This is a genomic window from Paenibacillus sp. FSL H3-0333, from assembly GCF_038002805.1.
Classification (GTDB): domain Bacteria; phylum Bacillota; class Bacilli; order Paenibacillales; family Paenibacillaceae; genus Paenibacillus_AQ; species Paenibacillus_AQ silagei.
On the sequence record NZ_JBBODG010000001.1, the window covers coordinates 2,537,394 to 2,552,204 of the forward strand.

Annotated in this window: 14 protein-coding genes and 1 pseudogene; 11 read left to right on the forward strand and 4 right to left on the reverse strand. The window is 48.5% G+C overall.

Annotated features, from left to right (window positions below):
- The first annotated feature begins 152 nt into the window (after nt 1–152).
- Genes MHH78_RS11335 through MHH78_RS11355 form a run of 5 tightly spaced genes read left to right on the forward strand, consistent with a single transcriptional unit; the run spans nt 153 to nt 6,761 of the window.
- Nucleotides 153–2,120 (forward strand): AraC family transcriptional regulator, encoded by a 1,968-nt coding sequence (locus tag MHH78_RS11335; RefSeq protein ID WP_341167452.1) that lies wholly within the window; start codon nt 153–155, stop codon nt 2,118–2,120.
- Between the two features lie 17 nt (nt 2,121–2,137).
- Entirely contained in the window at nt 2,138–3,163 is a 1,026-nt protein-coding gene (locus tag MHH78_RS11340; protein ID WP_076076095.1) for a FecCD family ABC transporter permease, read from the forward strand.
- Nucleotides 3,160–4,173 carry a FecCD family ABC transporter permease gene (locus MHH78_RS11345; RefSeq protein ID WP_341167453.1) on the forward strand — a complete coding sequence of 338 codons (1,014 nt, stop codon included), beginning with the start codon at nt 3,160–3,162 and terminating at the stop codon, nt 4,171–4,173. Before MHH78_RS11340 ends, MHH78_RS11345 begins: the two co-directional genes overlap by 4 nt.
- Nucleotides 4,174–4,182: 9 nt before the next feature.
- Entirely contained in the window at nt 4,183–5,040 is an 858-nt protein-coding gene (locus MHH78_RS11350; protein ID WP_340752397.1) for an ABC transporter ATP-binding protein, read from the forward strand.
- Entirely contained in the window at nt 5,037–6,761 is a 1,725-nt protein-coding gene (locus MHH78_RS11355; RefSeq protein ID WP_341167454.1) for an ABC transporter ATP-binding protein, read from the forward strand. Before MHH78_RS11350 ends, MHH78_RS11355 begins: the two co-directional genes overlap by 4 nt.
- Before the next feature lie 367 nt (nt 6,762–7,128).
- Here the strand turns inward: MHH78_RS11355 and MHH78_RS11360 are convergent.
- The 3 genes and pseudogenes from MHH78_RS11360 to MHH78_RS11370 form a co-directional block, all read right to left on the reverse strand.
- Nucleotides 7,129–7,243: pseudogene (locus MHH78_RS11360) on the reverse strand (aldo/keto reductase); the annotation flags it as partial.
- 50 nt (nt 7,244–7,293) lie between these two features.
- Nucleotides 7,294–7,515 carry a DUF2642 domain-containing protein gene (locus MHH78_RS11365; RefSeq protein ID WP_341170308.1) on the reverse strand — a complete coding sequence of 74 codons (222 nt, stop codon included), beginning with the start codon at nt 7,513–7,515 and terminating at the stop codon, nt 7,294–7,296.
- Nucleotides 7,516–7,635: 120 nt separating this feature from the next.
- On the reverse strand, nt 7,636–7,929 hold the full coding sequence (locus tag MHH78_RS11370) for a phosphatidylinositol kinase (protein ID WP_341167455.1): 294 nt from the start codon (nt 7,927–7,929) through the stop codon (nt 7,636–7,638).
- 256 nt (nt 7,930–8,185) lie between these two features.
- Between MHH78_RS11370 and MHH78_RS11375 the strand changes: the two genes are divergently transcribed.
- The 6 genes from MHH78_RS11375 to MHH78_RS11400 all read left to right on the forward strand — a co-directional run bounded on the left by MHH78_RS11375 (nt 8,186) and on the right by MHH78_RS11400 (nt 14,279).
- On the forward strand, nt 8,186–8,503 hold the full coding sequence (locus MHH78_RS11375) for a PadR family transcriptional regulator (protein WP_076076112.1): 318 nt from the start codon (nt 8,186–8,188) through the stop codon (nt 8,501–8,503).
- A complete protein-coding gene (locus MHH78_RS11380; RefSeq protein ID WP_076076115.1) occupies nt 8,500–9,060 on the forward strand; it encodes an HAAS signaling domain-containing protein in 561 nt (186 codons plus the stop codon). Before MHH78_RS11375 ends, MHH78_RS11380 begins: the two co-directional genes overlap by 4 nt.
- Nucleotides 9,050–9,808, forward strand: coding sequence for a DUF4097 family beta strand repeat-containing protein (locus MHH78_RS11385; RefSeq protein ID WP_076076117.1), 759 nt, complete (start codon nt 9,050–9,052; stop codon nt 9,806–9,808). The genes MHH78_RS11380 and MHH78_RS11385 overlap by 11 nt, the downstream gene beginning before the upstream one ends.
- A 57-nt stretch (nt 9,809–9,865) precedes the next feature.
- Nucleotides 9,866–10,642: an ABC transporter ATP-binding protein gene (locus tag MHH78_RS11390; protein WP_076076120.1), complete on the forward strand. Its 777-nt coding sequence runs from the start codon at nt 9,866–9,868 to the stop codon at nt 10,640–10,642.
- Between the two features lie 3 nt (nt 10,643–10,645).
- Nucleotides 10,646–13,057, forward strand: coding sequence for an ABC transporter permease (locus tag MHH78_RS11395; protein WP_341167456.1), 2,412 nt, complete (start codon nt 10,646–10,648; stop codon nt 13,055–13,057).
- A 574-nt stretch (nt 13,058–13,631) separates the two neighbouring features.
- On the forward strand, nt 13,632–14,279 hold the full coding sequence (locus MHH78_RS11400; RefSeq protein ID WP_341167457.1) for a hypothetical protein: 648 nt from the start codon (nt 13,632–13,634) through the stop codon (nt 14,277–14,279).
- Between the two features lie 215 nt (nt 14,280–14,494).
- Here MHH78_RS11400 and MHH78_RS11405 read toward each other — a convergent pair whose 3' ends face one another.
- On the reverse strand, nt 14,495–14,806 hold the full coding sequence (locus tag MHH78_RS11405) for a DUF6809 family protein (RefSeq protein ID WP_341167458.1): 312 nt from the start codon (nt 14,804–14,806) through the stop codon (nt 14,495–14,497).
- Nucleotides 14,807–14,811 lie beyond the last annotated feature (5 nt).

Consider the following 14,811-nt stretch of genomic DNA (forward strand, 5'->3'; position numbering starts at 1 on the left):
GCTTTGGAATCCAAAGCATAACGTCCGTTGTCTGCTCCCCCAATGTCACTTAATGATGATATACTTACCTTGAGTATTATGATAATGATAATCAAAATCATTTTATGATCGGTATATCAATTGGGACAAGTGAGATGAGGGAGCGCGGATTGATGCAAGAAGAAGCAGAAGCTAGACAGATATTTACACCAGAGATGATCGATACGATGGCCCGCATTTGGACACGTTCGATCATTACATTAATAGATGTACGCTTTCAGAATATAGCGTACGCCTACCCTTTGGAGCAGTATAAAATGCCTAGCAGCATGTTTATCTATGCCTGTGGAGGGGAAGCGCAAATTCAACTGAATGAAACCACATTTGGAATGGAACGCTTCGGTCTAGTTCATGGCGGGAAGGGGAGCCTGCTCAGTATTTGGCCTAAAAGGGAGAGTGTGAAGACCTTTATGGTCTTTTATAAAGCGGAATCCCCTCTTTTCTACAAGAAGCACCTGCAGCAATTACTGGAGCAAGTCAATCCATTTGTTCAACAGTTTGGGTATACACCAAGTAATCCTATCTTGCTGCTCGATTGGTTTCAACAAATGTTGAATGACTGGAACCGCGGCAAGGCGATGGATCAGCTTCAGGCCAAGAGTTTTCTATATCAATTGATTCATAGGGTGTACAGAGATTTTGAGGGTGGCGAGATTCGCTATCTCCAGCCCTTTCCAGCCAGTTCTGCCAAAATATATCTTGATAAACATTACCGGGAGCCGATTATGTTCCAGGATATTGCCGCTATGTTTGGGATCAGTGGCGGGCAATTAACGCGGTTGTTCAAAAAGAAGGAAGGGATGAGCTTACAGGAGTACCTCATTCAGAGAAGGATTGAAGCTGCCTGTCATGACTTGAAGTATACAGAGGCAACCATTAAAGAGATAGCAACAGGATCTGGATTTGCTGATGAGAAGAACCTGTTTCGGATGTTTAAGAAGTATTACAAGATGACGCCGAGTGATTACCGGAAAATAAACGCACCATCCATGCAGGTTGATGGTATTGATAATGATTCTCATCTTCATTACAATGAGAGGGAACTGGCGAGTCTAGTCAAGTCTTATAGAGATGGGGAATCAAGCATGTTTGGACAAGTACGAAGTAAAGAAATGATCTTTGTGGCGGCGATGAGCCTGATGCTGTTGCTGACGGCATGTACGTCGGGGACGCCAGCGAATAATAGGGGAACGGTGAATGCGCCTGTGGAGACCGGGCAGACGACACAACCGGAAGTACAGGGGACGAAGGCTTCAGAAGCAGTCTCGCAGACCAGAACGATATCTACAGTAAAGGGCGATGTTGAGGTGCCTGGCAACCCTCAGCGTGTTGTAGTCGATTATCTGGTTGGTGATGTGGTAGCTTTGGGTGTAACTCCTCTTGGTGTGGCGAGAGCGACAAAGGGCGAGACAGAGGCGGTGTATTCTAACGAGATTAAAGATTCAATTAACATAAAGATGGAGCCGGAAGATGTCATGGCTCTTGAGCCTGATCTGATCATATTAGCATGGGGCGAAGAGAATTATGAGGATTTATCCAAAATTGCCCCGACCATTTATGTCCCTTATGGTGATATGACTACAGAAGAGCGGATCCATTTTATTGGCAATGTTCTGAATAAGCCGAAAGAGGCTGAGGCTGTTTTGAGTGCTTATGCTAATAAAATCGAAGAAGCGAAGCTATCCCTTAAGAATGCCGGCCTTGCAGAAGTGACGATTACGATGGGAGAATTCGGTGATAAAACGAACTCCATCGCTGGAGCCAAGCATGCGGTTGGCGAGCTTGTGTATAATCAACTTCAAATGAAGGCACCGTCAAAAGTCCAATCTGATATTATTGACGCAGATAAATATTGGGGACAGATATCTATGGAGGTCTTGCCCGCTTACATGGGGGATTATTTGATCGCCTTAGGAGATACGGAAGTTCCTGCTGATCATGCGGTTTGGAAATCACTACCTGCTGTGCAACATAACCGGATTGTAACGGTGGGTTCATCGCTATCTTGGTCCACGGATATAATGACTTCCAGTGCGTTGATTGATCATATTGTTAATCAATTGCTGGCATTAGCTAAATAAGGGGATCTGGAAATACGATGAAAAACAAGCCTGAACAAAATCGCCGTGGGGCGGTGAACTTCACCATGTACATGGTGGTAGGGCTTGGATTAACGGTTCTCATGTCAGCGGCGTCGATTAGCTTTGGTGCCGCTGACATGAGGTTAGCGACTGCATGGGAGGCTATTTTCCGATTTGATCCAACGCTCACTGAACATCAAATTATTCAAACCCTACGTCTTCCGCGTACCGTAGCCGATCTGATCGTCGGATGTAGCCTTGCGGTTTGTGGTGCGATCATGCAGGGGACAACGCGTAATCCGCTGGCCGACTCCGGGCTGATGGGGATCAGCTCCGGGGCAGCATTCGCGATTGCGCTGTGCCTGGCCTTTCTACCGGGGTATTCGTATGGGCAGATGATGCTGTTTGCTTGTCTGGGAGCAGCACTTGCGACCGGGATCACATACTTCATTGCGTCACTGGGCAAGCGCGGGATGACACCTCAGCGGCTGGTGCTGGCAGGACTGTCCATCTCCATGCTGTTTGGCGCACTCAGTCAGTATTTGGCGATCAATTACAACCTGGGCCGGGCCTTGGCATTCTGGACCGCAGGCAGTACAGCCGGGGCCAAGTGGGAGGAATTACTGATTATCTCCCCTCTATTTGTTGGTGGTGTACTGCTGGCGTTGGCGCTGGCTCCTTCTGTTACACTGCTTAGTCTGGGAGATGATGTGGCAAGTGGACTCGGTATTCGCAGTGGACTGGTCAAGGGGCTATCGACGATTATCGTGCTCGTGCTGACTGGATTGGCTGTTGTCGTGGTTGGCCCAATCGGTTTTGTGGGTCTGATTACCCCGCATATTGTACGATACATGGTCGGTGTCGACTACAGGTACATTATTCCGGCTGCTGCGCTATATGGTGCGTTGCTGACCGTATCGGCCGATCTGGCTGGCCGTTTAATCAATAGGCCGTTCGAAACACCGATTGGCATTATCTTTTCGATCATTGGTGTGCCGTACTTTCTCTTCCTGGCCCGCAGGCAAAGGAGGGAATTCGAATGATCAAGCAACGTTATACGGTGCAACGGGGTATCCTCGTCAATGTAGTGCTTATGGTGCTTATCCTTATGTTTGCTGTCATTAGCATGAATTCCGGCAAGATGAATCTTTCACCGCTAGAAGTGCTGAATGTCCTCCTTGGTAACGGCACCGGTAAGCAAAATCTGATCCTGTTCGATTTTCGAATGCCACGAATCGTACTGTCGATCTTGGTAGGTCTGGGAATGGGCACGGCTGGGGTCGTGATGCAGAGCTTGCTGCGCAATGACATGGCTAGTCCGGGGACACTGGGGATTAGTTCAGGATCGGGTTTGTTTGTCCTGTTCTTCGTAGTATTCATCGCATCGGCAGGAAAAAGTTCCTTCATTGCCCTGCCGCTACTGGCCTTTGTTGGCGGCCTGCTGGCGGCGGGATTGATCTTCTTATTATCGTATCACCGTGGGCGAAACCTCTCGCCAATCGGTCTGATCTTAACCGGGGTCGCACTCGGAAGCGGGTATGGGGCGCTGACCACCTTTCTGACACTCAAGCTGGATGATTCGCAGATGGACTTCATGCTGAATTGGCTGGCGGGGAGCTTGTGGGGCGCTGATTGGCGCTATATTGCCGTACTGGCACCATGGGTCTTGATTATAATCGGCTATATTTTCTACAAGTCCCGGATGCTGAACACCCTCCATCTGGGCTATCAGACGGCAGAAGGGCTGGGACTTTCCGTGAAGCGGCAGTTTTTGGGGTTGTCGATCGCTGCTGTTGCTTTATCCTCTGGCAGTGTAGCTGTTGGCGGGAGCTTCTTCTTCGTTGGCTTGATCGCTCCGCATATGGCAAGGAAACTGGTCGGGCCTGATCACAAATTACTCATTCCGGCTGCCAGCCTGACCGGCGGATTAGTCGTGGTGCTGGCTGACACGATTACGCGCACGGTTAACCTGGGGGGAGATGTGCCGACGGGAATCGTCATTACGGTCATCAGTGTTCCGTACTTTCTTTATCTACTAGCGAAGGCCAATTAGGAGGACGTCATGGAAAGTATTACAGCAGAGCAAATTGATATTGCCTATAATGACACACTTATCGTCAAAGAACTGGATTTGCAGATTCCGCGTGGACAGATCACCTCGATTATTGGTCCCAATGGATGCGGCAAATCAACCGTACTCAAGGCAGTCGGCCGGCTGCTCAAGCCGAATAATGGTACGGTCTATCTGAATGGTGCCGATATCCGCACACTGTCCACCAGGGAAGTCGCCAAGCAGATGGCGATTCTGCCGCAGACGCCAACCGCACCGAGCGGCTTAACGGTCGGCCAATTAGTCGCCTATGGGCGTTTTCCTCATCAACGGGGTTTCGGCAAGCTCTCCAAAGAGGATAAGCAAGTAGTCACCTGGGCGCTATCGGTTACACAGCTTACAGCGTTTGAGCATCGTGAGGTCGATACGCTCTCCGGCGGTCAGCGTCAGCGCGTATGGATTGCGATGGCGCTCACCCAGCAGACCGATCTGATCCTGCTGGATGAACCCACCACCTATCTGGACCTGGCGCATCAGCTCGAAGTGCTGGAACTGCTCTATGAACTGAATCGCAGTCAGCAGGTGACGATTGTGATGGTGCTGCATGACCTGAATCTGGCAGCACGCTTCTCCGACTATATGGTGGCGATTCGTGAGGGCCAGGTGGTGGAGCATGGCTCGCCAGAGCGTGTAATGACGGTGCAGACGCTGCGTGAGGTGTTTGCTATTGATGCCGAGATTATGCTGGAACCGCGAACAGGGCGGCCGGTGTATGTGACGTACGAGCTATTGCGTGATAAGCGTAGAGACCAAGCAGCAGATCAAGGATTCCTGCAAGCTGAGGAACAGAAGGAGTCGATTGCCACATGAGAACCGCATGGCGTGTCCTGATGGGCGCACGGAAATACTGGCTGCAGTTAGGCATTGGATTTGCCGGTATCGTGATGGCCACGATTGCCGGGTTTTATTTGCCCTGGGCGCTCCGCTCGTTGACACAATTGGCGACCGAAGGCAGCAGCCGGTTTGCCGCGGAAGCGCTGAAGATTGGTCTGTTGCTGCTTGGAGCCACCTGTCTGCAAGCCATCGGAACATCACTGGCCGGCTATATGAACCATTATGCGGCACTTCATTATGTGGCAGATTTAAGAACAAGATTATATAGCAAATATCAGCAAATGAGCCTGCGCTATTTCCATCGAAGCCGGACGGGTGACCTGACCGGGCGCGTTGTGAATGATGCGATGGAAGCGGAAATTTACATTGCCCATGCCATTCCTGACTTTATCATCAACGGGCTGACTTTTATCGGAGTAGGCATCCTGCTCTTGACGATCAATGTGAAGCTGGCACTGATCAGTCTGATCACAATTCCGTTGCTGCTTGCGATCACGGTATGGCAAAGCAAACGATTGTCACCGCTATGGGGAGAGAATTCCAAGGCGCGGGGAGAGATTGCTGGCAAGGTGCAGGAGAACCTGTCGGGCATGAAGGAAATCCAAATTTTCAATCGGCAGGAGGAGGAGCGGGGCAACGTTTCCCGTCTGGCTATGAAACATACGAAGACCTATTTGCGTGCCAGTCTGTTCTATGAGACCTCTGTGCCGTTGTTGGCATTTGTGACCGCGCTGGGTACCGTGCTTGTCGTGATACTAGGCGGCAGATTGATGGCAACAGGCGAGGTAAGTATTGCTGATATCATTGGATTCATCGCCTACCTGGGTATGTTCTATCAACCGGTAAAGTCCTTTTCCAGCTTAGTGGAAATGTCCGGGCGAGCCGCCGCTGGTCTTAAACGGGTATATGATGTGCTGGAAGAGGAGGAAGACATACAGGAGAAGCGAAATGCAGTCCATTTGCCGCGTATACAAGGACAGATATCCTTTCAGAATGTCACATTCGTATATCCGGATGGTGCTCCTGTACTAGAAGGGCTGAACCTGACTATTGAGCCTGGAAAGACGGTGGCGCTTGTAGGTACAACCGGTGTAGGAAAGACGACATTGGCCAGTCTCGTTAACCGGTTCTACGACCCGCAGACCGGTTCAATTCAAGTGGATGGCATCGACATTCGTGATGTGACGCTCTCCAGCCTGCGTGACAATATCTCGATGGTGCTGCAGGATACCTTCCTGTTTGACGGCACGGTGTATGATAATATCGCTTATGGATGGGCGGATGCGACCGGGAAAGATGTGATGGCCGCAGCGAAGGCGGCGAAAGCGCATGATTTCATAGCACAGATGGAGCAAGGCTACGATACGGTGATTGGTGAACGCGGTGTGAGACTGTCCGGAGGGCAGAAGCAGCGGATTTCGATCGCACGGGCAATTCTTCGCAATGCACCGATTCTCATTCTGGATGAAGCGACATCGGCGCTGGATACCAAGATCGAGCAAGAGATCCAGCAGGCGCTGGACGAAATATCGAAGGATCGCACAACACTGGTGATTGCCCATCGCCTATCGACGGTCCGTCATGCCGACCAGATCGTCGTGCTGGAGGGCACAGAGATTGCCGAGATGGGTACGCATGAGGAACTGCTGCGTAGCGGCGGCATTTATGCTCGATTGTATGCGACGCAAGCTTCTTGAATGTAAGCGGATCGGTCTTCAAGGGTCAGGACCCCTAATTAAAGACACCGGAGCAAGAGGCCCATGCAACCCCGCATGGGCCTCTTGCTCCGTTCAATTCACTTCCCCCCACCCGGAAGCACAACCTCATGCCCAACGGTTGCGGCCATGCGGGCAATCGATTTCGGGTCGGAATTTCTCACATTTACGTCGATACGAGGGGTGTAAGCAGCTTCGAGCCTTGCAGCTTCGTCGTCGGATAGCTTGATCGAGAGGGCCTTGACGGCATCGTCAATATGACTGGTTTTGAGCGCTCCTACGATTGGGGCGGCAACGACGGGGTTGTTCTGTTTCTGGAGATGCAGAGCCTTGGCGAACTGCCAAGTTCTCCTGCTGACGCTTTCCTCGCTGGTTCCGTGCGAATACAAATTAGCGGTATCGAAGAAGTTGATTCCTGCCTCAAGCGCATGTCTGATCACAAGTCGGCTGCCTTCCTCGCCCAGCTAGGGTAACACTGAGGGGATCTCTACTATCGTAGCTCCTTCACAAAAATCTATTCTGGCATAATCCAGACAATCTCGCAGATTCGTACGAAAAACTTCCGGCCCCTGGTATCCAATACAACGTGGTCTGGCTTAACTTCCACTAAGCAGCCGCTAATCCCTCCGCGAGTGGTTTCGAGCACTACCTGTTTACCTTTTACAGACATTAAGGTTTCGACTACGTAGGGATCAATAGGATATACCATGATTGCTTGCGGCATTTGTTGCTGCATTGGATATATTTGATTATTCAGCACTTTGTTACCTCCCGAATGGTTATACATCATCCTATGCTAATGCCCACATAAAGAACTGGGCGGATGCCCATGCAATAACGAATTCCCTAATCATTATTAAATAAAAAATGGAAGCAAGTACAAAGCTGTAATGGCACCAAAGGGGATCGGTCTTGGATAAAAGCGGCGGCGCGGGTAGAAACCCGGATAGTATCCGAATTGTCTGTAGGTTGTTGCGTTAGCAGGCATTCCGTTCATCTGACCCACCATTTCATTGGTGGGAATGGCAAGTGTAATATAGTTCTGATCGATATGAGCAACAAACCCGTCGTGAGACTGACCATCGCTTGTAGTCATACCAACATATTTATTCATACAATTCCAGGCAACTTGTTGATAATTCGTTTCCATGGGTAAACCTCCTCAAATACTATCTCGTCAACAGTCTATGGACTATAACCTATATCCATCACGGCATATGCCTATAGCTTAAAAAATTCATAATGAATTAAGCCCATTGTAACGAGAGATAAATGATGAGAATAGATATGAACGCAATCATAACTATTATCTCCAACTACCTTGCATTAAACAGTAGTGGATGGTAATCTTTGTATTAGTAACTACTGTGTATTGCACAGTACTAAATAAAGCGTGGTGATGAGTAATGAATGTTCAGTTCAAGAAGGGTGTGCTGGAGCTTTGTGTTCTTGTTTTAACCTCACAGAAAGACCGTTACGGATATGAGCTGGTGGAACAGATCTCGCACAAATTCGCCATAGCCGAGGGCACCATCTATCCGTTATTAAGAAGACTGGCTGCGGAAGGGTTATTTTCCACCTATTTATCTGAATCGGGTGAGGGGCCGCCCCGGAAGTACTATAAGATTACCGATGAGGGAAGGAGAGTCATGAGCGGGATGATTGAGGAGTGGAATGCTTTTGCCATAGGAGTGCAGGAGATTATTGGGGGTGGATCGGAGTGAATAAAGAGGCCTATCTGGGTGAGTTGGCACGGTATCTGAAGCTGCTTCCTCCTGAGGAGTGTGCTGAACTTATGGGGGAATTCAGGGAGCATTTCGAGTGTGCCCAATTAAGCGGGCGGTCGGAAGCAGAGGTGATCTCCAAGCTGGGCCATCCCCGGTTGATCGCCCGTGAATTACTGACCCAGTCACAGATTGAAAAAGCGGACAAATTCCCAACGCTCTTAAGTGTAACGAAAGCGGTTATGGGCACGGTAAGCTTAGGATTATTCAACTTATTTATTGTTCTGCTGCCCTTTGTCACCTCACTAACTGTGATTGCCGGAGTATTCGTCTTTGCCATTTGCTTGCTTATTTCTCCGATTCTTTTAATTCTTCAGTATCAGTCAGTTACGCTGTCTATCAATAGCATATTTCTGATGCTGGGCATGGTTGGCGGGGGACTGCTAGTTGCCATTGGAACATTCAAGCTCACCCGGCTGTATTACCATCTTGTGATCCGGTACCTGAAATATAATCTGACAGTCATCAAAAAGGATGTGACCTCTTTTGAAGCATAGATCCCGGAACCTAACCAGACTTGCCCTGCTCCTGATTGCTGCCGGAGTCATAGGGAATGTAGTACTGTATCTGTTAGGCAATTCACCCTTCAATGTGTATGAGCTATCGATTGAACAACCTGTCCGGATGGACCAGACCACCAGCGTTCTTATTCAAACAGAGACGGGGACAATTGATGTGGTTCCCATTCAGGGAGATGAAATCAAGGCTACCTTGGGTGGAAAGACGACAAAGGCATTAATGAAGGATTACAAGCTGGACATCACTCAGGATGGGGGACAAACCAGCATTAAGGTTGTTCAGGATAACCAGTTCCGCTTTTTTGACATCTATACGGACCTTAAGCTCACGGTAGGGATTCCTGAGATCCAACTAGAGCAGCTGAAGGTTGTGACAGACACCGGAAATATTGACATAGGCCCCATCCTGGCAAAGGAATATCGGGCGATAAGCGACACGGGTTCTATCAAGCTGGATATAGAGGAGGGGATCATTCATGCGGAGACGGATACTGGTGAAATCACGGCCTCGCTTGAGCGCATCCGTCAAGATATCCATGCTACCTCAGATACTGGAGATATCACCATCCAGACAGTTGAAGCGCCTAAGGCACTCCGCACTCAATTCTCTGCGGATTCTGGAACCGTACAGGTGACGCTGCCGGGTTATAAGGATGGTTATATCGGTGAGGGCGGGCCACTCGTCAAGCTGATTTCAGACACTGGTAATCTTAAGATCGAACAGTAACAGCAATAAGGCGAAGGTCAGGAAGAAGAATAGGATGATTTTAGGAGGCGGCCTTGGGTGATAACCAAAAATCCTAGCAAAGAGGTTCTAATCAAGACTGTTGATTTATGCAAAGTATACTCCTCAGGCAATGAACAATTTCTCGCAGCCAAAAGCATTAATCTTGAAGTATACCAAGGTGACTTTACGGTGATTATGGGCAGTTCGGGCTCGGGGAAGTCTACGCTGCTCTACCTCCTCAGCGGTCTGGACGGGATTACTTCCGGAGAAGTGATGTTCAAGGGACAGCGAATCGATGCATACACAGAGAAAGAGCTTACGGATTTCCGGTCCAACAAAATCGGCTATGTGTATCAATCGATCAATCTGGTTCCTGATTTCACTTTGCTGGAGAATGTGGCTTTCCCGGGGTACGTGGCTGGCCGCAGCAAAAGCGGGGTGAACGAGCAGGCATTAAGCCTGCTGCACCAGATGGGGATCGGGGCACAAGCCGGACGCCTGCCGTCTCAGGTATCTGGAGGACAACAGCAGAGAGCGGCGATTGCCAGGGCGCTCATCAATTCGCCGGAGGTGATTTTTGCGGATGAGCCTACAGGGGCATTAAGCCAGGAGCAGGGCGCAGTGATTCTGGATCTGTTGACGGAGATGAACCAGAATGATCAATCGATCGTTATGGTGACGCATGATATCCAGGCTGCGTGCAGAGCGGACCGGTTAATCCTGGTCAAAGATGGCACGATCGACGGGATTCTGGAGCTTGGCAAATACGCACCGGATCAGTTGAAAGCGAGAGAAAACCAAATTTTCATGTTCATGTCAGGGGAGGAGAGGTAGCGGATGTATGCGGTATGGAAACTATGCTGGACGAATCTGAAGCATAAAAAAGTGCAAAACAGCTTCATTGCGATCATCATCATGCTGGCAGCTCTGCTCCTCTCGACCGCCGTGTCCGTTCTCAACAACACCAACCGGATGTATGGGAGTATGCATGACCAGTCCCGTGGCGTGCATCAAATATTGCAGCTGGAGAATGGCATCCACGATCCGGTCCAGGTACATACATGGTGGGAGGAGCAGTCAGGGGTAACGGCTTCGGATTTGATGCGCTACCGCTATCTGTCCAGTATGTCTCACGCCGGGAAAGAGATCCCCAATGTTGACTTGTTCATGATGGATGCGCCAACAGGACCTTTTCCCGTGGACAGGCTGCAGTTCGTGGAGGGCGAAGAACATAGCACACCGGAAGCAGGGACCGCCTGGATTCCCACCTCGCTGGCTTATCCCAATGATATTCATGTGGGCGATTCGGTTGAGTTCAAGACAGATGAAGGGACCATCCGGTTGAACGTTGCGGCCGTCGTTGTGGATATTTCCTACTGTTCGCCTTTTGCTACAAGCGGGAGAATCTGGCTGAATCATGAGGATTATAACACGCATATGACCCTGCTGCCAGGCGGCGATAAGTATATGACCGGACTAAGATTTGAGGATTACAGCCAACATAGGACCTACTGGGATAGATTCGAGCAGTCTCTCGGGACCCCCTACCTGGAGTCTGTTAAAGACTTCGAGAGCTTGTCTTCCTATTATATGATAGCGAATCAGGTGATTAGCTTCGTGATGATTTTTCTGGCTGCTGTCATGATCTGTGTAGCCTTGTACACCTTGGGATTCACGATTGCCGATGCTATCCTCTCTAACTACCGAACGATTGGGATTATCAAATCTGTCGGATTATCTTCCCGTAAAGTCGTTATGGCTTATGTTGCACAATATACCTTCCTGGCGCTCGTATCGGTCATTCCGGGGATTCTGGTCAGCAATCTTCTCTCCGGTACCATTGTTGCCAGTTCCATGGCTTATCTCAATACAGGATCAGCAGGGATGAACGATGTATTCTCAGGTACAGGTCTGTGGACTGGCGCGGCTGTCGTTGTGGTTATTCTTCTCTCGGCCCTGCTGTTCGCGAATAAGGCGCGTCATGTGGAGCCGGCCCAAGCTGTTCGTTACGGCATGTCTGAGAAGGAGTACTCCCACCAATCCGTGGGCAATGGAACATGGAAAAGAAAGCTTCTGCAGCTGGGCGCTCTTCCCACCTCGATGATTATCGGGCTAAGAAGCGTCACCAAAAATATCCGGGGTTCGCTGCTGATTGTGCTGATCTCGGCGTTGTCCACCGCTGTACTCGTCTTCGGATTTCTGTTCATATACAGCATTGCTTCCATCCATGGAACCATTGCCAAGTGGGGATATGATTCAGCCGATCTGTCCATAAGAATCGATAATCCGGCTAAAATGACTTTTAAACAGCTGCAAGAAGAAGTCCTCTCTGATCCAAGGGTGAAGGATTACTCGCGGTACGGGGATGCCAATGCGGTTGTGCCGGTTCCCCAGAAGGATGGGGCTGCCATGAAGCAGGATACGATGGGGATCTTACTGACGGTGGCGGATGGGAGCTATGATGAAATAGGCTATGTGAATGTGGAGGGACAGAACCCTGTGTCTGCCAATGAAATCTCGGTTGGTGTGAATGTTGCCAGAACGCTAGGTATCCAAGCAGGCGATACAACGGATATTTATATTGAAGGGGAAAAACATACGCTGACCGTCACCGGGATCTACCAGGCAATCGCGAACATGTCTAATTCGGGGCGGATTACCGCCGACGTCATCAGAACTAGTAATCCGGGCTATGGAAGTGCGATGAACACCACTTTCATGAATCTGCATGAGGGGACTTCAACCGATTCATTCGTGAATGAATTGCAAGAGCGGTACGGCAGTGTACTTGGGATCGCCAGTCAGGCTTCGTTAGTGGATGAGGTATTCTCGCAGGCGATCAAAATCATCGTTCTGCCAATGTCCGTTATGGCGCTGATGTTTATCGTCATTACGTTCGTGATCATCTACAGCATCTGCCGGATTAACATGAAGAAAGAGAGCCGTACCTACGGCATTTACAAGTCCATCGGCATGACCTCCCGCCAGATCCGACTGTCGGAAACCACCGGCATCCTGGTCGTATCGGGGATCGGTGCGCTGGTAGGGATTCCTCTAGGTTTATTAGGTCTCCCGCCGCTGCTTAACGTGATCCTGGCCGACTACGGGATTGTTAAAGTTCCGCTGATCATGAACGGGGGAGGTATCACTGCGATGATTCCCCTGAGTGTCATTGCCGCAGGATTGGGGTGTTGGGCGGCATCTAAGTCTATTCAGAGTGCTTCGCCGCGGGTGTTGGTGGTGGATTGATGGGGGTGTGTTATTGCAGTATTGCAAGATTTAAAAGAGCCGGGCGTTCAGTCCGAAAACATCCTGCTGCATTCCCAGCATCGCTCATCTATTTTGGGATAGTACAATTTTTTGTGAAGGATTTATTAGCCGCCACGTCCTAATATGGAGGCAAAAATACATCCGCAAATATAATTCGAACTGTTGGGTTTTCAAGTTCAATACGATCTGGCAGGGAAGGTACAGGGAGGCTTAGCTTTACAAAAAAATGAGAAAAATGATATAAATTTGGATACATTTAGATTATTTGTGCGTCTATATAGTAGGTCTGTAATTTTCAACAAAAAATTAAAGGAGGAAGAACATCGTTAAATCAATGATTGTCGCAATATCGTTAATGGCAGCAACGGCAAGCGCTGATACGGGAACCGCCCACATTAAAATAGGTTCTATATCAGGTGGGGCAAGCAACAAATCACTTTGAGAATGCACCTGCACACTCTGGTGACCATTGTATTAAATCAGGTGCATATTATCTAACTTCACCTACAAGTACTGATTTAGCTCACGTAAGAACAAAATGGGGGTGGTAAGCATGAAGAAAACTATGTTATGGACAACCGTTGCTTCCTTAGCAATCGGGATAGGAATAGTCTCATATTCAACTAGCTCTTCTGAAGATAATCAGAACAATCCTACTGTAATAAGTAAGAATGTTCAAAGCAAAGTTGATTTAACCGCTAAAAAATTGGCTCTATCTGTAGTAAGTACAGATAAAATCGAAGCTGACCATATAATTTTCATAAATGCCGATAATGCAGAATCTCAATCAGATGCTGTAGTTAGAGTCATTGCAACTGGTGAGAGCAAAAATGTCATTGAAAACTTTGATTGGGGGCCAACTGGCAGAACAGAAACTAAGGTTAAAGTAGTCCAGTTATATAAAGATTCACCAAAACAGGAAATCGGTTCAGAGCTTGTAACCTTCGAACCTTCCTATGTGATTGAAGGTAAAGAAGGTAAAATTAGAATGAATTATGAAGATTACACATTAATGCAAGAAGGTAATGAATATGTTTTATTTCTAAAGTGGAATGAAAAACAGGGTGCATATTGGGTTAATTCTCTGGAACAAGGTAAATTTGAATTGTCCGGAGCGGATATGGCAGAAAAAACAATGCAAGCTACGAATGATCAATATAGCGAACTGAAGAAAAGTGTACTGGAAAAATATACACAATGATATTACTGAAAAGCAGCTCACGATAAAGGAGTTGCTTTTTTCAGGTCTACTGGAATATTTAAAAGTCCCATTCATATTCCACAATCTGATCGATTTTTATAACATTCGCTGGCTCAATCTCTTCTAACTCCCCGAATTTACGCCATAGGAAGGGATTAAAATTCATCAGAACATTGCAATAGCTATGAAACACGCAGAATTCATTCTGTTTATTACTAAGTCTTATCACCCACACTAATTAACCTACTACCAAGCTCCTCCTCCACGGTTAAAATCTCAACCATAATCCCTGCCCCAAGGCGGAAGCCGTACTTGAAACTTGATGCTAACTCCATGCCGTGAGTTTGACCGTATAAGTCTAACAGCGCTTCTAACTCGTCGAATTCTTCCGCTGAGTGGCGGTCCTTCCAAAGCTCTATGATGTCAGATACTCTTTTTCTTAAAATAGAGTACTGTGGGTCATCTGGGATGATATTTTCATCGGGATGTAAGTTGCCGTGATACAGGCTCTCTAGGATACTTTCCACTTGCT